Origin of the sequence: Hydrogeniiclostridium mannosilyticum (genome assembly GCF_003268275.1) — a bacterium.
Lineage (GTDB): Bacteria > Bacillota > Clostridia > Oscillospirales > Acutalibacteraceae > Hydrogeniiclostridium > Hydrogeniiclostridium mannosilyticum.
This window is the reverse complement of record NZ_QLYR01000019.1, coordinates 1-16,545: the sequence shown is the minus strand read 5'-3', so window position 1 is coordinate 16,545 and position 16,545 is coordinate 1. Positions and strand designations below refer to the sequence as shown.

General features: G+C 45.8%; 19 protein-coding genes. All 19 read left to right on the top strand.

Annotation, left to right across the window (positions count from 1 at the left end; genetic code table 11):
• Positions 1-205 precede the first annotated feature (205 nt).
• A complete protein-coding gene (locus DPQ25_RS14055; protein ID WP_146740576.1) occupies positions 206-388 on the top strand; it encodes a hypothetical protein in 183 nt (60 codons plus the stop codon).
• A 211-nt stretch (positions 389-599) separates the two neighbouring features.
• Entirely contained in the window at positions 600-833 is a 234-nt protein-coding gene (locus DPQ25_RS15155; protein WP_242978400.1) for a hypothetical protein, read from the top strand.
• Positions 817-2,103, top strand: a complete 1,287-nt coding sequence (locus tag DPQ25_RS14045; RefSeq protein WP_112333805.1) for a PBSX family phage terminase large subunit — start codon at positions 817-819, stop codon at positions 2,101-2,103. The genes DPQ25_RS15155 and DPQ25_RS14045 overlap by 17 nt, the downstream gene beginning before the upstream one ends.
• Positions 2,054-3,787 carry a phage portal protein gene (locus DPQ25_RS14040; RefSeq protein ID WP_112333804.1) on the top strand — a complete coding sequence of 578 codons (1,734 nt, stop codon included), beginning with the start codon at positions 2,054-2,056 and terminating at the stop codon, positions 3,785-3,787. The genes DPQ25_RS14045 and DPQ25_RS14040 overlap by 50 nt, the downstream gene beginning before the upstream one ends.
• Before the next feature lie 19 nt (positions 3,788-3,806).
• Positions 3,807-5,429 (top strand): phage minor capsid protein, encoded by a 1,623-nt coding sequence (locus DPQ25_RS14035; protein ID WP_112333803.1) that lies wholly within the window; start codon positions 3,807-3,809, stop codon positions 5,427-5,429.
• Positions 5,426-5,665, top strand: coding sequence for a hypothetical protein (locus tag DPQ25_RS14030; protein ID WP_112333802.1), 240 nt, complete (start codon positions 5,426-5,428; stop codon positions 5,663-5,665). Before DPQ25_RS14035 ends, DPQ25_RS14030 begins: the two co-directional genes overlap by 4 nt.
• 217 nt (positions 5,666-5,882) lie before the next feature.
• Positions 5,883-6,335, top strand: coding sequence for a hypothetical protein (locus DPQ25_RS14025; protein ID WP_112333801.1), 453 nt, complete (start codon positions 5,883-5,885; stop codon positions 6,333-6,335).
• A gap of 133 nt (positions 6,336-6,468) precedes the next feature.
• Positions 6,469-6,954: a hypothetical protein gene (locus DPQ25_RS14020; protein WP_112333800.1), complete on the top strand. Its 486-nt coding sequence runs from the start codon at positions 6,469-6,471 to the stop codon at positions 6,952-6,954.
• A 17-nt stretch (positions 6,955-6,971) separates the two neighbouring features.
• Positions 6,972-8,162 carry a hypothetical protein gene (locus tag DPQ25_RS14015; RefSeq protein WP_112333799.1) on the top strand — a complete coding sequence of 397 codons (1,191 nt, stop codon included), beginning with the start codon at positions 6,972-6,974 and terminating at the stop codon, positions 8,160-8,162.
• Between the two features lie 12 nt (positions 8,163-8,174).
• On the top strand, positions 8,175-8,606 hold the full coding sequence (locus tag DPQ25_RS14010; RefSeq protein ID WP_112333798.1) for a head-tail connector protein: 432 nt from the start codon (positions 8,175-8,177) through the stop codon (positions 8,604-8,606).
• Positions 8,567-8,950 (top strand): minor capsid protein, encoded by a 384-nt coding sequence (locus DPQ25_RS14005; protein WP_242978398.1) that lies wholly within the window; start codon positions 8,567-8,569, stop codon positions 8,948-8,950. The genes DPQ25_RS14010 and DPQ25_RS14005 overlap by 40 nt, the downstream gene beginning before the upstream one ends.
• Entirely contained in the window at positions 8,950-9,297 is a 348-nt protein-coding gene (locus tag DPQ25_RS14000) for a minor capsid protein (protein WP_112333797.1), read from the top strand. The genes DPQ25_RS14005 and DPQ25_RS14000 overlap by 1 nt, the downstream gene beginning before the upstream one ends.
• Entirely contained in the window at positions 9,294-9,686 is a 393-nt protein-coding gene (locus DPQ25_RS13995) for a hypothetical protein (RefSeq protein WP_112333796.1), read from the top strand. The genes DPQ25_RS14000 and DPQ25_RS13995 overlap by 4 nt, the downstream gene beginning before the upstream one ends.
• A gap of 3 nt (positions 9,687-9,689) precedes the next feature.
• A complete protein-coding gene (locus DPQ25_RS13990) occupies positions 9,690-10,157 on the top strand; it encodes a phage tail tube protein (protein ID WP_112333795.1) in 468 nt (155 codons plus the stop codon).
• Positions 10,158-10,221: 64 nt separating this feature from the next.
• The gene (locus tag DPQ25_RS13985; protein WP_112333794.1) at positions 10,222-10,617 is read left to right on the top strand and encodes a hypothetical protein; all 396 of its coding nucleotides are present in this window, start codon (positions 10,222-10,224) and stop codon (positions 10,615-10,617) included.
• A complete protein-coding gene (locus tag DPQ25_RS13980) occupies positions 10,614-11,216 on the top strand; it encodes a Gp15 family bacteriophage protein (RefSeq protein WP_112333793.1) in 603 nt (200 codons plus the stop codon). The genes DPQ25_RS13985 and DPQ25_RS13980 overlap by 4 nt, the downstream gene beginning before the upstream one ends.
• Before the next feature lie 191 nt (positions 11,217-11,407).
• Positions 11,408-13,648 (top strand): phage tail tape measure protein, encoded by a 2,241-nt coding sequence (locus DPQ25_RS13975; protein WP_242978396.1) that lies wholly within the window; start codon positions 11,408-11,410, stop codon positions 13,646-13,648.
• Positions 13,645-15,726 (top strand): hypothetical protein, encoded by a 2,082-nt coding sequence (locus DPQ25_RS13970; RefSeq protein ID WP_112333792.1) that lies wholly within the window; start codon positions 13,645-13,647, stop codon positions 15,724-15,726. Before DPQ25_RS13975 ends, DPQ25_RS13970 begins: the two co-directional genes overlap by 4 nt.
• Before the next feature lie 14 nt (positions 15,727-15,740).
• Positions 15,741-16,545, top strand: an 805-nt coding sequence (locus DPQ25_RS13965) for a pyocin knob domain-containing protein (RefSeq protein ID WP_146740575.1), incomplete at its 3' end; no start/stop codon positions are given.

The window sequence follows — 16,545 nt, the reverse complement described above, 5'->3', positions numbered from 1 at the left end:
TGCGAGCCTCGCGCGTTCTTGAATTTCCAGCCATCCGTAAGAAGTAATTTTTCAACTTCTCGAAAGGTCATTGTCCTCACCTCTTGATTATATTATACGCATAATACGCATAAAAGTCAAGCGTTTTTCTTAAAATTTTAAATATTTTTTCAAGCTCATGCCTTATGGCGTGGGCTTTTCTTATGCTCATTTTGAGGTGGTAAGCGTGGAAAAAGAAAAGCTTATAGGCGAATACCAGGCCGAGCTCAAAAAGGTAATGGACCGGATTGAAGAGGCGCTGGCAAACAGAAAGGAATGCATGAGCACAGAAGGGCGCAAGCGTCTTGCTCTTCTGTATGGCATGCGAAATAGCCTCTGTTTCTCCCTGAAGGAAATGACAAAGGATTGATATTTATTTTAAAGCGTGGTGGTGATGTGTGGCAAAACGCTTGACAGATAGGCAAAAAAAGAAAATAGTGGCCGATTATTTGGAGCTGCAGTCATACAATGCTACGGCAAAGGAAAATGGAGTTTCAAAAGACACAGTAAAGCGCGTAGTGCTGAATTGCGAAGAGTTCGCCCAAAAGGCGCAACAAAAAAAGGAGCAAAACACGGCCGATATGCTGGAATTTATGGATTCCAGAAAAGGAGTAGCGCAGGGGGTTATAGATAAATATTTAAAAGCGCTGGCGGACCCGGAAAAATTGGATCAGGCTACGCTTTCACAGATAGCAACCGCCCTCGGGATTGTTGTAGACAAGTTCACCAAAGATATACAAAAGCAGCCCGACACCTCTCTGTTTTCTTCTATTGTAAAAACTGCGGGAGATTTTAAACATGAGCAAAAAGCTTGAATGGGGAATGAAACAAACAGAAATTCTATCCGCGCCCTATTCTCATTGTCTGGAAGTAAATGAAGGAACGCCAAGAAGTGGAAAGACCACCGTAAGCGTTGCCCGTTATGCGTGGTATTTATGGAATACGCCGGATATGAACCATTTGGTTTTAGCTTATAACCAAGAGCAAGCCTTTAAGCTTGTTATGGATTGCGATGGTCTCGGTTTAATTCATATCTTCAATGGAATTTCCAAAATGAAGCATGATGATTTTGGCGATCATCTGGAAATTAACACCGAGCAAGGGGTAAAACGCATTTATTATAAAGGCGCAGGAAAAGCGGACAGTCATAAATCGTTTACAGGCATGTCTCTGGGAAGCGTTTATTTTTGTGAGATTAATTTGCTTCATATTGATGCGATACAAGAGGCTTTCCGCCGTACCTATGCGGCGCAAATTCGTTGGCATATTGCCGATCTTAACCCGCCTTCGCCCAACCATCCTGTTATATCAGAGGTTTTCGATGTACAAGACACCAAATGGACGCATTGGACAATTGATGATAATCCTATCATAACAAAGGAACGCAAGGAAGAAATACGAAAAACATGCCTTAAAAACCCATACCTTTACAGGCGCGATTGGCTGGGCGAGCGCTGCATACCGCAAGGCGTCATATATTCAATGTTTGATACTAAAAAGCATATTGTTTCTGCCATCCCCAAAGGTGAAAGAAAAATAGAAATGTATTTTGCGGGCGATGGCGGACTATCTGACGCAACGTCTATCGGCTGTTATGTTATAACGCTGTCTCCCGAGCAAAAATATAAATTGTATCGCATGGCCGGCTGGTACTATTCCGGCTCGGAGACCGGAATAGCCAAGGCTATGTCTGTCCAAGCCCGGGAAATCTGCGGCGCCTTTATCCCTTATTGCCGTCAGCTTGTAAATATGCGAGAATCCAGCATTAAGATTGACCCCGCATGTAAAGCGCTACGGGCAGAGCTTGATTTGCTTGGTTTTTACACAGACCGCGCGGATAACAACGCGCATGATATTAAGGGAAGCAGCAAGGGTATAGAAGTTGGAATCGAATACCTGCAAAGCAGTATATCGGATGGGCGCTTTTATGTTGTTGAAAATAATTTATTTGGCCATTTGGATTTTTTAAAAGAAATCGGCATGTATTGCGTAGATAAAAACGGAACCCCTGTTGACGCATATAACCACGCTATGGATGAATGCCGTTATTCGCACAATTATTTTTATAAGAACTATGTATTGTAAAGGCGGTGGTCCGTTGTTTCAGGAAATAAAAGAGAGGGTGAAAAGCTGGGTGCAAAAGACAGGAGCAGAAACAGGGCTTTCAAAAGAATTTAAAGATATATTTGAAGTCGGCGGGGTCCCCGCTTTCAATCAATTTTATTATTTCGGTGTTTTCATCTGGAAATATCTCTATAAAGGATTCTACGGACCTTGGCATAGAATCCTTGCCCCTACAATAGCCAATTCTAAAAACCAGCGTGACCTTGAGCGAATGGATACGCCGAAAGCCATATGCTCTGAGCTTGCTGGCCTTATATGGTCCGAGCAGTGCGACGTGCATGTAAGCCAAGGGGAAAGTGGCGAGCAGCTGCTGGAGGAGTTTGTCCACGATGTTCTTACTAAAAATGGATTTTGGACCAAAATGCAAGAGCACATTGAACAATCATTGGCGCTGGGCGGCGGCGCTATTAAAGCATGGTATGAAGTAAAAAGGGACGGCAAGGGGAACGAAATTCCCGGAACGGGCATGGTTCGGCTGGGGTTTTGCATGGCGGATCAATTCGTCCCGACCGCTTGGGATAATTCTCAAGTAACAGACGGCGTGTTTATCAGCCGCGAGGCTAAAGACGGATACTATTATACGCGCTTAGAATGGCATAAATGGGACGGGCTGACCTATTACATAAGCAACGAGGTTTTTCGCTCAGAATATAAAAAAACAAATCCCGGCATGGCAGAATCACAGGACATTCTCGGTTTTCGCTATCCGCTCGATGAAGTTTACCCATTTTTGAATGCAAATACTCCTATGCAGGGGCTAACCACTTCCCTGTTTGCTTATTATAGAACTGCCGTCGCAAACAATATTGATGACAATTCCCCGCTTGGGGTCTCTATCTATGCTAACGCGCTTTCTACGTTAAAAGCATTGGACATTTGCTATGACAGCTTCATCCGGGAGTTTCGGCTGGGAAAGAAAAGAATCATCGTTCCATCTCAATGCATAAGAACTGTGCTTGACCCTGTCACGGGAGAAGCCAGGCGTTTTTTTGACGCAAACGATGAAGCGTACGAGGCGCTTTTTACGGATGGGCCAGACGCTCTAAAGGTTCAGGACAACAGCGTCGAGCTGCGCATTGATGAGCATGAGAGAGCAATCAATGCTTTCCTCTCAATCCTGTGCTTACAAGTGGGTTTCTCTGCCGGAACCTTTACCTTTGACAGGGCAACAGGGTTAAAAACAGCCACCGAGGTTATCAGCGAAAACAGCAAAACCTATAAGACCATTAAAAGCCACCAGCTGCAAATCAAAATGGCTATTGCCAAAATTATTGACGCCATTATTCAGATTGCCAGCCTGTATGGTTTGAAATGGAAGGGTTACAATATCGGGGCTTTGGCGCAACAAGGGTGGGAAACAAAAGTTGTATTTGATGATTCCATCCTTCAAGACCGGCAAACAAATATTAACGAGGGGATTCTGCTGACAACAAACGGCCTCATGAGCAAAAAACGGTTTTTGGTGGAAAAGTTGGGTTATACAGAAGCGGAAGCCTTGCAGGAGCTTCAGGAAATAAAAAACGAAGGCGGCGTCTCAGGCGGTCTGTACGATTGGATGGAACAGGCCGGGCAGGAGCCGGCAAGCCCAAATAATGAGCCTCAAGCGCGAGAGGAAGACGAAGAGGACGCGGAAGATGAATCCTGACAGATGGCGAGGGGGTTAAATGGCAAAGCTTACGCCGGAAACCATATTGCGGTTGTCCGAGCCCGTTGAACAAGTGTATAGCAATATTGTGGATTCTTTGCTGGTCAATATGGCCAAACATTTTAATTCCGGCTACTCGCTTTCGACACAGCAATGGGAAATCCGAAAGCTTGCAGAGATGGGGCAGCTAAACAAAGAAAGCGTTGAAATTATCGCTTCCCTTACCGGGCAAAATAAAGAATTGATCACCGCCGCTTTAGAAAATGCTGTATACATGGCGGCAAAAGACATAGAGCCGGAGTTAAAAAGGGCTGTAAAAAAAGGCGCTATACAAAATGCCGCCGCGGATAACGTGCTGGCCAGTCAAAGCATAATACAATCTTTACAGGCTTATGAGCAGCAGGCCCTTGAAAAAATGAACCTTGTCAATACGACCATGCTGGAAAGCACCCTCGCTCAATATCGAAAAATCATAACTAATACAGCCGCCGTCGAGCGTCAGATGCAGGCTGTTCAGCAGACGTTGAATATTGCTGCCGGAAAAGTAATAACCGGAGCAGAAAGCCGGCAACAGGCATTAAGGCAATCGCTCTCCCAGGTACATAAGGAAGGAATTACCGGTTTTTACGACCGTGCCGGGCGTAAATGGTCCCCTGAGGCCTATGTCAATATGGATATACGGACAACGGTACATAATACAGCCATTGAAGCTGTTAAAATTCGCCAGCAAGACTATGGCGTAAATATCTTTAGGGTCTCCCAGCATTCCGGCGCCCGCCCCCTTTGCTATCCTTACCAGGGCCGGTATTTTTCATGGGATAATTCCAGCGGTACATTCTACGACGGAGAAGGAAAACAACACCGGTATTATCCCCTATCCTCCACAAGCTACGGAAAGCCTGCCGGATTATTCGGAATTAACTGCGGCCATCACCCGATCACGGTTATCCCTGGCGTATCTATTCCGAGAGATCGCGACGAACAAAACAAGGGGGAAAACGACCGCGCTTATGCAGAATCTCAGGAACAGCGGCGGCTTGAGCGGGAAATACGATATTCCAAGCAAAAAGCCGCCATGATGGAAGCTGCCGGAGACAAAGAAGGCTTTGAACAAGAAGCGCTGAAAATCAAAGAAAAACAGTCTGCTTACAACGCCTTTTGCAAAAAGACCGGACGAACCAAACGCCTTGATCGTACACAGATATTCGAGTATAATAAAGGCGTAAGCGGCAAGGCAAACGCGGCGGTTAAAAAGCAGACGGCTGCTGGAAAGGCAAAAGTAAATTATATTTCCAATATAAAGCCTACACTTCCTAAAAATAATGCAAAATTGGCCGATACTGTATTGCAAAACGGAATTAATGTTGACATTACAACAAAGAAAGGCCATCCTTTGCAAAGTATGATACCTTCTGGCGTCGACATCACCGATGTAAGAATCATTGCGGGATATGGGGTAAAGGACGAATTCCGTAACGCTCCAAAATTTGCAAAACAATTTGGGAACGACGCTTACAAATGGCAAAAAGTCGGGGGCTTGATTAAGACGGATAATTTCGTATATGATATTCATTGGTATCAGTATGCCGGCGATAATATACAACATGAATCTGTTTTGAAAAATGTGAAGGAGAAAAAATGAAAGTAAGGTATAAGGGCGAAAGCTTCGGCGTTCTTGGCCTGAGAAACAATAAAATTTACGAATGTTTAAGTGTAGAATATGGCTTGCTTCGAGTTATTGATGAAAGCGAGGAAGACGATGGCATTTTATATTCCGCTATTAATCCTCGCCCGCTCGATGGTAGTTCTCCCGGAGGGAAATGGGAAATCGTGGAAGATGACGAGCTTGGAACCCTAAAGAAAGCAATTAACGGATAAACCACCCAAACAGGGTGGTTTTTTCATACTCATTTTTAAGTTGAAAGAGGTGATTTTGTGTCAGAATGCAAACACGAATTTATCGGAAAAGCCGACGGCGTGCACTGTAAAAAATGCGCGCTCGTATTAAGCCCGATAGAGTATGCGCGGTACATAAATCCAGAAGCACAAGAAAAACCAAAACCAAAACGGAACGAAGGAAGGAGGGTGAGAAATAATGAATGAATACCAAAGGCTATTGGCATATCTTAAAATCCTTTACCACAATTTAACCACCCTACATCGAAATCTTGTAAAGGACGGCGCCTGGTTTGCAAATCATAAACAGATTGGGAAGTGGTATGAAGAAGTAGCCAGCGAGATAGACGACCTTGTAGAAACAGGGATAGCATTAGGCTACCAAGAACCCGGGATCAAAGAAGCGGTACTGGAATTTTCTAATGAATGCCTTCCGGCCCAGCCGCGAGGCCCGGAAGAGAGCTTCCGTTTGATTTTAGGATATTTTAGAGGTGCTGCTGGCCTGATGCAGGCGGCTGAGCCGCTGGTTCCCGCTTCTGTAGCAAATAAACTTCAAGAATATGAATACGAATGGAACAAGGAAGCAAACTTCAAGGTAGCCGCTGCTATCGGAGAACATGCGCACAGCGGCGGCGAATACGACGATGATTAAAAATTAAATAATGATAGCGTCTCGCAACTGTGCGGGGCGCTGTTTTTATATCCATTTCGCCCCCGTCACATGGCGTTAAACTGTGCGGCAGCTCGCCCGCCGTTCTTGGGCGTTAAAGAAAGGATGTATTTTTATGGCGTTTACAAGGAGATCACTTGCCGGTCTTGGACTGAATGAGGAGCAGATTGAAAAGGTGATGACATTGCATGGTACCAGCATGTCCGACTTTATTCCAAAATCCGAATTACAGGGAAAGATCGATGAGGCACTGACAGACGCGCAAAAAAACGCGCTGCAAAATGTAAAAATCAAAGAAACCGATGAATATAAGGCCGTCGCGGAGGAACGCGATATGCTTCGCGCTTTGGGCGGCGATGATTTTTCGTCGGTGAAACCCAAATTCCGTGAGATGGTATATAAGATGCTTGACCGGGGAGAAAATGCCCCGGCAGTTTCCGAGCAATTAAAGACCGTCGCGGAAAAATACGAAGAATATTTCAACCCCAAAGAACAGCCTGCCCAACCGGGGCCACAGTTCGGCGCGGAGGTCAAAGGTCAAATGCCGAGCGGGCAAAGCAGAACGAGCTTTGAAGAGGTGTGGGGGCTGAATAAAAAGTAAGAAAGGAAAATGATTTTATGGCATTTACACAGTCAAAATTAAACTATGCGATCGAATATTCCAAAGCGATGGCGAACGCTTATCCGTATTGGTCTTATTTCTCCGACCTATACGGAAGCCCGAACAGCGCAACCTACAAGCCGGTTTCTGGTAAAGCCGTTGCGGTACAGAGCATGACCACCAGCGGGGCGCGTGCAGTAAACCGCGATCAGATCACTGGAACTTTTAACCGGAACTTTAATACTTCCGAGCAGATCCTGACCATGAGAATGGATCGTGAATGGGACACCCTGGCCGACCCAATGGACATTCAGGAAGACCCCATCGTCAATATCGCAAATATTACAAAAACCTTTAATGAGTTCCAGAAGGTGCCGGAAATGGACGCTTATGCGGCTTCTACATTGGCAACCGCCGCCACAGGATTTGGCGGCGTAGATACCACGGCTTTGACTGCTGATAATATCCTGACACAATGGGACACTTATCTGGCATACATGGTAGATCAACGTATACCGCGCGACCGCATCCGCGCCAAAATGACCCCGGACACCTATAAGCTTCTGAAAGAAGCAGCTGGAATCACCCGCTTTGTGGAAGCGGATACCGGAATCCGCAACATTGACAGAAACGTCGGCAAGCTTGACGGCGTAGTCATTCAGGAAGTTCCAAAAGACATGATGATGAGCGCCTATGATTTCACGGAAGGCTGGGAAGCGGCCAACAATGCAAAGCAAATCAACATGCTGATGTTTGATCCGATTGCGATTGCGGCGCCGGTAGTCTATGAGACTTCCATGATGTCCGCACCGACTGCACAGAGCAAAGGCAAATGGCTGTACTATGAACGCTATTACTACGATGTATTCGCTCTTAACCAGAGATTGCCGGGAATCTTTGTACATCTGGCTTCGGCCGCTGCTCTTGGAACAGTGAATTTGCAGCTGAGCGCGGGAGCTGACAGCACTCACACCATCATCAACGGCCTTGCTCCGGCTCCATACGGAATGAAATATGTCGCTAAGACAAAGACGGGCAGTGCAGAAAGCGTAACTTATGGGCAGGCTTTGACAGGCTGGACGGACGTAACAAACGGGTCAAGCTTTGAAACTGCAGCAGGCGATACCGTAACTGTAGCTCTAGTCAATACCACTAAAGGAAATACTGCAACCGCTGCGGGCTCTGCCGCCGCTGTCGTAGGGGCATAAGAAAGGAGACTTATGGCGTACATCACATACCAGCAGTATCTTGATATTTACGGTACATGCCCAATCTCTGAAAAGGAGTTTCCAGTGTACGCCGGTCTTTCGTCTGATTTAATCGACAGTATAACACAGTATAAAATCGTGAAGGGCGGAGGAATTTCTGCCCTTCCTGATTTTATTCAACTGATTATACAGAAGGCCACGGCCGCACAGGTGCTTTACTATATCCAGCTAGGCCTTGAAACTGTTCTGACCGGACAAGTAGGCCAATCGTTTACCGTTGGCAAGGTCTCTGTTTCAGGCGGGGCTTTGTCTGCTACAGCAACAAAACCCGGAGCCGTGATGGTTAGCCCGCTTGCCCTTGCATTGCTTGAACAAACGCCTTTTATGTATAGGGGGGTGCATGTATGCTCAGACCAATTCCTCAATCTCTTTTGGGGGATATAGCCACGATAAAGGTGTGCGCTGGCATAGACCGCTACCAACACGCTATCTGGGATGAAACTGTTGTGCAGCATGTACATCTTCAGAATACCAACGAAGTTAAAAAAACCAGGGACAACACAGAGGTGGTTTTACGCTCGGTATTGTTTATTGACGGGCGCCTTTCCTCTCCTGCTTTGGATTATGACGCGCTGGCAAGTACCTCCTTGCAGAACGGAAAACCGCTACGGTGCGAGGTCAGAAATGCAAGCGGTCAAAAATACGGAGAATTTGAGGTTCTGACGGTTGACCCCGTGCCGGATGTTCCCGCAACGCGTGTTCACCATATAGAGTTGGGGTTGGTTTGATGTCTGTTAAGATTACCCGGGATAAAAACCGAATCGCGCAAAAAATTGCGGCGGGAAAACGCGCGGCTACGATTGCGGTGACGGAAGCTATTATCGAATACGGGAATATCTATGTTCGTGAGGATCAAGGAACCTTAATGGACAGCGCTTCAGCGGCAAGCCGGCCGGAAGAGGGCCTTGCTATATGGGACACGCCGTATGCTAAAAAGGTGTATTATACCGGTTCGCCGTCAAAGGACAGAAACCCGAACGCTTCTTTACAATGGGCCGAGGCGGGGGTAAGCGCTCATAAAAAGGAGCTTGACCAAATCGCGCAGAACGCCTTCACAAAGGGGATGGAAAAATGAGCGTCTATGATGATGTTTTAAATGCCGTGATTGACCTAGCGGAACAAATCGAACTATATTCAAAAATTATTATTTCTCCGTTGCCCCCGGAGGATGGCATTTCGATTGCGTGGAGCTCCGGTAGCCTCCATACATTTATGGATAAAAAGGCGGCAGTTGCGATGTCCGCTGTCTTAAATTCCAAAAGCAAAGATCAGGAAGCCGCCGCCGGGGTATTAGGGCGGCTTCATACATTTTTAAATATGCGAAAGGATTACCCCGCCGCAGAAAACTTTCAAATCACCAACATTGCAACAACCGGCGCGCCCACCTATTTAGGGCGTGAAGAAAATAACCAATGGCTTTATGGCTCCAGCCTGGAAGTCAAATTTTTCCTAAAGGGGGAATAACAAATGGCAGCTTATGGCTTGCTTACGATGTATAACCTAGTCGCGTCTATCGGCGTGTCGCAAAGCGGAGAGGAACCGTCAGTCACGTGGACATACGCGCCGCTTGAGGATGGCTTCGACAATATTTCCGAGGCCCTCAACGAAGTAGTACAGCAATATTTCTTTTTATCTGATGATGGATTTGCTAAAAACCATGTCACCGGCATGGCTCCCGCATTTACCCTGACTGGCAAGCGCGTCCTTGGGGACCAGGCTCAGGACTATATTTTTTCTAAAAAGTATAGCCTGGATACAGACCGCCTATCTTCGTTCCAGTTAAAATACAACAACGCGGAGGGGAAAGAGGTAACGATCACCTGCGCCTGCACACTGTGCAATATTCAGGAATGGTCTGGCGCTAGTACAGACGACAGCGCCATTTCGGTCGAAATTCGGTTTGACGGGAAACCTACGGTTTCACCGGCAGCCTAAAAACAGGTAAGGGGGAGCGGCCTAGCCTCCCCCCTTATATTTTTTTATTAAGGAGGCATTCCCATTGTATACACTGAGACAATCGGCTCTCTTTTCTGATGAAATCGAATTGGCCAAAAACAATGGCGCCAGCGAATTTATAACCATTAATCTCAACATTACACCTGACCTAGTCAAAGAATACCGAAAGCTCCAGCTGCAATACATGGCCTACCAGAAGAAAGCGGCTGAAAACCCGAAGGACGTTATTGTCATGGAAAAGGCCGGGGAAGTCATCGTTGGAATTGTTACCCTTTTGTTCGGGAAAGAAAACGCAGAGAAGATCATCGGTTTTTACTCAGATGATTACATTCAAATGATGATAAACCTTTACCCATACATTGAGAATACATTGGTTCCGCGCCTCAATGAAATAATCCGTCAAAGAAAACATGACCTGAAAAGAAAGTCCTGGAAATGAGGCTCTATGCTCCGCTTATTAAAAGCGTTCGTTACAAATTCCTGCGCATAAGGCTAAACACGTCTTACCAAACGGTTCTGAAATGCTTTGACGTCTTCGCGGACGATTTAATAGGGGATTTTGACCGGATTGACATTTGCCTTTATCTGCTTGTAAAGGCCCGGTTTATTCTTTGGTTATTAACCCCAAAACATAAATTTGCCCTTTTTGATTTAATCTATAAGCAATTTATTGACGCTCCGAACAAAAAAGCCGAGGGAGAAAAACACTTTGATTTCAACCAGGACGCGGGCTTTATTTATTCCTCTTTTCTTCAATGCTATCACATTGACCTGGTAGGCAAAGACAGGAAGCTCCATTGGTGGAGCTTTATCGCTTTATTCTCAGGATTGTCCGACGACACAAAAATCGTGCAGATTATGTCAATTCGCTCCCGGCCGCTCCCAAAGCCCACAAAATTCAACGCGGAGGAACGACGGCAGCTTATGAAGCTCAAACACCTTTACAGGCTGGAGCTTTCTGAGGGGGAAAGAAAACAACAATTCCAGAAAGGCCTTGCAAAGGTGGCGATCGCTTTGCAGGGACTGGCACAAAGGTGATTTTGTGAACAATGTTAAATGCCCGTATTGCGGTTATGTTATGCCAATTAAAATTGACCGTACCGCAGAATGCAAAGGCGTGTGGGTGCGCTGCAAAGGGCGAAATTGCAAAAAAGAATTTGAAATAAGAATTTCAAAAACCAAGTAGCGCCATTATGTGCCGATGGTTTTGCCAAAAGAGGTGAAAAGCATTGGCTGACGGCAAGGTTGTATATCAGGCCGAAATAGATGACAGCAAGGTCGAAAGCGACCTGAATCAAACTGAAAAAAAGATTAAAAAAAGTGCTAAGCAGGCCGAAGCCTCCGTGAAACAAAGCGCAGATGATTCGGAAAAAGCTATAAAGGGCGGAGCTGAAGGCGCTGAAGAATCTATTGGAAAAAGCTCTAAACAAGCACAAAAAGATACCAAGCAAGTTGAAAAATCAGCTTCTAAAGTTGGGACTGCTTTTCTATCTGCCGGGAAAATCGCCGGGGCAAGCTTTCTTGCTATTGGTAGCGCTGCCGTTGCTGTTGGGACTAAGGCTGTTTCTGGTGCAGTTGATTTTGATAAAGCAATGAATCAATTTGCGGCCTCAACCGGAACCTCACAGGATGAGCTAGCTGATTATGAAGAGACCTTAAAAAGTATCTATACCAACAATTATGGCGAATCCTTTGAAGATATTGCCGGCGCGATGGCAGCTGTTAAACAGCAAATGGGCGATCTCGATCAAACCGACTTGCAAAAGGTAACGGAAGGCGTATTCGCTCTTTCTGACACATTTGAAACCGATTTCAACGAAACTTTACGAGGCGTTAATCAGTTAACAAAACAATTTGGTATAACGGCCGAAGAAGCCCTTGATCTAATGGCTTCCGGTAGCCAACAGGGGCTCAATTACACGGATGAACTCGGAGATAACATAGCCGAATATGGTGGAAAGTTTGCGCAAGCTGGATATAGTGCTGAAGAATATTTCCAGTTACTAAAAAATGGTGCAGAAAACGGAGCATACAATCTTGACAAGGTAAATGATTCAATAAATGAAGTGACTACTCGCTTGGCAGACGGAACCATCGGTGAGAATATAGGTCAATTCAGCACAGAAACACAAAACCTTTTTGAGCAGTGGCAAAACGGTGGCGCCTCTCAAAAAGAAGTTATTGATTCTATTGTTCGAGACATCAAAAATTGCACCAATGAGCAAGATGCTCTAACGATGTCTGCTACAGCCTTTGGAACAATGGGTGAAGACGCGAATTTAGATTTTATCAAGTCGTTGTCTTCCCTTGGGGATGAATTTAATAATGTCGAAGGCAAAATGGAATCACTCAAGGAGATCAAATACGATGATCTCGGTTCCATGTTTGAAGCCTTGGGACGAACATTAGAAACCCTGCTGCTTCCGCTCGGTGAAAGCCTTATTCCATTACTGAAAAATATTCTCGAAGCTATCATGCCGGCGCTAGAGGAAAATCTGCCAATGATTACCGACCTTATTTCTCAGATGGTCGGCTCTATGCTGCCAATCGTGGAAGCCCTGCTGCCTCCTTTGTTAGATCTGCTTTCCACGCTTATGCCCATCTTTTTGCAGATCATAGAAGAGATTTTCCCGCCTATCCTCGACCTAATTCAGCAGCTGCTTCCTCCCATTATGCAATTGGTAGAAACTGTTTTGCCACCGCTGGTAGAACTGGCAGGGGCGCTTATTGCTCCTTTAGCTGAAATTTTGGGTACGATTCTTCCCCCGCTAATTGACTTGTTTAACCAGATTTTGCAGCCGATTATGGCCTTGGTCGAGAATCTTCTCCCACCGCTGACAGAGCTTTTTCAAGGGCTTGTACCCTTGTTTGAAGCTCTTACCCCAATTATTCAATTTCTTGCTCAGCTGTTTTCAAAAGTGCTAGGCGGCGCAATTGAGGGACTCATGCCCATTATTAACGGCATTATGGACGTATTCGGCGGACTGATCGAATTTATTACAGGCGTTTTTTCCGGTAACTGGGAACAGGCATGGGACGGCATTGTAAATATGTTCAAGGGGATTTTCAATCTCATTCCCACAATTGTTGAAAGTATCATCAACGGTGCAATAGGGATTATCAACGGCATTATATGGGGGATCAATCAGTTGACAGGCGCTATTGGGATTCCTGCCATTCCAGAGATTCCAAAGGTCACGCTTCCCCGCTTCCATACTGGCGGCATAGTGGACTTTGAAGCCAGCGAAGGGCCGGCATGGTTACAAAAAGGCGAAATGGTTTTAACTCAGAAACAACAAGCGCAGCTGTTCGCAATGGCAAATGGTCAAATAGGCTCCTTAGCGTCGCCGGATAACCGCTTGCCTATTATTATCCAAAACGATACCCCTGTTTATTTGGACGGCAGGCTTATTTCGGATTCTGTCACTCGCAACCAGTACACGGACGTAAAGGTCAGGCGGTATAAATGATACGATTTTTTTTAAATCAACAGGAACGGGATGACATCAAAATTATGGCTGGCGGACAGCTGGAACAGTTATCCACGCACGCTACGTCGTCTTCTCTTTCTATTGAAATTCCGGTTAAAACCGACGACATAAAGGAATGTGACTATGTAGAGCTCTACGATTCCGAACAAATTATTTTTGCTGGAATCATCATGGAGAAAAAGCAAGCGACATTCAACATGACCCCTCAATGGAAAATTTACGATCTTACCTTATCCGGGAACAGCGACTTAATAACCCCGTTGTTTGTTGATCTTACATTTCCAGCCGGCGCCAATATCAAGCAAATTCTCTACGGCAATAATAGGAGCGATCCTGATTTTGATTCTGACCTAGGCTCGTTCCTTGGGCTCTTCGGAACAAGAATAGAGCCGGAGGGGATTACCATCAACGACGTTGACGACTTTTCCGGATTTATACTCAGTGAATCCGCCTATCTGTGGGGGCGCAGCGTCTCAGACACTTTGGATGAAATATGTAGTATAGCAAGCGCTTGGTGGGAAGTCACGCCGGATAAAAGGTTCAATATGAAATACAAATCCAATCGGGTTCCAGCTCCGTTCACTTTAGACAATGGGTCTAAGGCGTTCAATCTTTCGGTATCGAATGACGCTTTGACCTATTACAGCGCTTGCCGGGTGAATGGAGGTACGGGAACATCACGAAAGGTTGAAGAATCCAGCGTTCGGGGGGCGTTTGTCGAAAGGGTTCATGAGTACGTTTTTTATCAGAAAGATGCGGAGACGATTGTGTCTTTAACGCCTATTCATTCGGTCGTTTCTATTACGCAGACAGAAGCCGGAAAACCTCCTGCTGATCCGGCAATGCCCGGGACGATCAAGGTTGGTTATAAGGGACTACATGACGACGATCCAGAATATCAGGCACTTATGACATCGGGCGGAACCGAAATCACCATGAAAGAGGGCTATAAGCTCGTTGTCATTATACCGAACTCTCCATATTATGCCATAACGGTCAATGACGCTGTGTTTGATGTCGATGTGTTCATCAGAATCGTGGACCCTCAGTTAGCGCAAGAGATTGCTGCAAAGCGAGGAGGGACTGGCGTTATTGAATACGCTCTTGAGGATGATTCAATAACCGATCTGCCAACCGCTGCAAATGTTGCGCAAGATTTTCTCAAATCCCATTCCCGGATAGCGACTGAAATCAGTTTTTCGACCTTTTCTAAATGTGAGGTTGGGCAGCTTTTAACCGCAGATCTTCCGTACTATTCGATTTTTGGGAATTATGAAATTACAAAAATTGTCGCTACAACGATTCTTGATCGCGTCAGCGGGATAGTTTTTCAGTACAATGTAACAGCTTCCACAGTAGATTACAGGGATCCTTATAAAGGCTTGTGGTATCGCCCTATAGTAACAAAATTTACGCTTACCGGTGATCAAGCGCCGGAGGACGGTATCTTTTTAAACAATGCGATTAATGTGAAAACGTTTATTAGCGTATATGCAAGCGGCGTTACCACGTGGGCGGCCATTGAAGAAAATGCGACGTCTTGGGAATTATTTGAAAGCCTTTACCCCTCATGGCAGTTGCTCCAATCCCCTACAAGCCCTATAACTTGGAACTCGTTGCAGCAAATAGTTAAATCATGGGCCGAATGGGAAAACAAAATCAAATCCTGGGCATGGATTGAAAACATAGAGTTGGGGTGGTATTACTTGGGAAATTACCTAACAAATTACGGGAAAGAAAAACTTATGCAGTTTATGTCTGGCGAAAGCGTAAATAACTTTGCGGATTTATTTGGCGCAATTTGTCTTGAGAACAACCTAGGAGGCCGCGAACTATTTGAACCGCAGGATGTGTCAAAAACAGCAACCGGGGGCGTCTCTACATTTTTCCTTCTTCCCACAGACGCAACCTATGTAATCAAAAAAATCCTTGTTCCCGAAAACAATAAAAAAGATGGGGAGGCGATTCTGTCGGCTGATGTAGATATAGACCATATTTACGGAGGGCCACGCGGTCAATATTCAATAACCATTGCAATAAGCACAACCATTGAATAAAGGAGATGATTTCTATGTCGTCAAATTCAAAAACACCTAACCTCGGCTTACCTCAATGGGTCCTGTCAGATCCGCCTCAAATGACAGACTTTAACAATGCCTTTCTCTCAATAGATAATTTTGCCGGGACGAAGGGAAAAGCCAACGGCGTAGCCACGCTCGATTCCGGCGCTAAGGTTCCCGTGCCGCAAATCCCGGCAGCCAATTCCCTTCAGGTGTTGAACCTGGGGCCTATCCCTACTAGTGACAGGCTGCAAACAGGCCAGGATTTAAATAATTATATAACGCCGGGGAGCTACTGGTGTGCAGGCACCGCTATTGCGGAAAGCTTGATAAATTGCCCTTATAGAGGAAGATTTAAGCTGGTAGTAGATGAGGCTTCATCTGGCGGAGAAATCGTATATCAATACATTATCCCGGGCCATACAGGCGAGAATTCGGTATATACGATATATTACCGCGTCCGTGATATGCTTTGGATTCCCGCGTCTCCCTGGGGCGATTGGAAAACGTTACTCAGTGTTGTTGGGGGAAACAAGAACAGCATACAACAGACTTCCGCCCTTCTCAACCTGAGACAAGAGGAAGGCGCGTGGACGCCGGTGTTGATAGCAAGGAGCGGCCCGGCGGTAAGCTATACAATTACCGAAAATCGCGGCTGTAAATATTGGACGCTCGGCGATTGGGTCTATATTACCTGTTATCTACGTGTAAGGATTACTGCTGCTGGTGACGGGAGTTCCGGCAGCAGATCTTATGCCGGAATACAGGGGCTGCCCTTTGCGGTATCAACCGAAAGCAGGTACCCCATTACCGTGA

Excerpts from the sequence above, each read along its gene's own strand:
- DPQ25_RS15155 (WP_242978400.1), top strand. The coding sequence starts at position 600 with ATGCTGGAATTTATGGATTCCAGAAAAGGAGTAGCGCAGGGGGTTATA.
- DPQ25_RS14045 (WP_112333805.1), top strand. The coding sequence starts at position 817 with ATGAGCAAAAAGCTTGAATGGGGAATGAAACAAACAGAAATTCTATCC.
- DPQ25_RS14040 (WP_112333804.1), top strand. The coding sequence starts at position 2,054 with ATGAATGCCGTTATTCGCACAATTATTTTTATAAGAACTATGTATTGT.
- DPQ25_RS14035 (WP_112333803.1), top strand. The coding sequence starts at position 3,807 with ATGGCAAAGCTTACGCCGGAAACCATATTGCGGTTGTCCGAGCCCGTT.
- DPQ25_RS14030 (WP_112333802.1), top strand. The coding sequence starts at position 5,426 with ATGAAAGTAAGGTATAAGGGCGAAAGCTTCGGCGTTCTTGGCCTGAGA.
- DPQ25_RS14025 (WP_112333801.1), top strand. The coding sequence starts at position 5,883 with ATGAATGAATACCAAAGGCTATTGGCATATCTTAAAATCCTTTACCAC.
- DPQ25_RS14020 (WP_112333800.1), top strand. The coding sequence starts at position 6,469 with ATGGCGTTTACAAGGAGATCACTTGCCGGTCTTGGACTGAATGAGGAG.
- DPQ25_RS14015 (WP_112333799.1), top strand. The coding sequence starts at position 6,972 with ATGGCATTTACACAGTCAAAATTAAACTATGCGATCGAATATTCCAAA.
- DPQ25_RS14010 (WP_112333798.1), top strand. The coding sequence starts at position 8,175 with ATGGCGTACATCACATACCAGCAGTATCTTGATATTTACGGTACATGC.
- DPQ25_RS14005 (WP_242978398.1), top strand. The coding sequence starts at position 8,567 with ATGCTCAGACCAATTCCTCAATCTCTTTTGGGGGATATAGCCACGATA.
- DPQ25_RS14000 (WP_112333797.1), top strand. The coding sequence starts at position 8,950 with ATGTCTGTTAAGATTACCCGGGATAAAAACCGAATCGCGCAAAAAATT.
- DPQ25_RS13995 (WP_112333796.1), top strand. The coding sequence starts at position 9,294 with ATGAGCGTCTATGATGATGTTTTAAATGCCGTGATTGACCTAGCGGAA.
- DPQ25_RS13990 (WP_112333795.1), top strand. The coding sequence starts at position 9,690 with ATGGCAGCTTATGGCTTGCTTACGATGTATAACCTAGTCGCGTCTATC.
- DPQ25_RS13980 (WP_112333793.1), top strand. The coding sequence starts at position 10,614 with ATGAGGCTCTATGCTCCGCTTATTAAAAGCGTTCGTTACAAATTCCTG.
- DPQ25_RS13970 (WP_112333792.1), top strand. The coding sequence starts at position 13,645 with ATGATACGATTTTTTTTAAATCAACAGGAACGGGATGACATCAAAATT.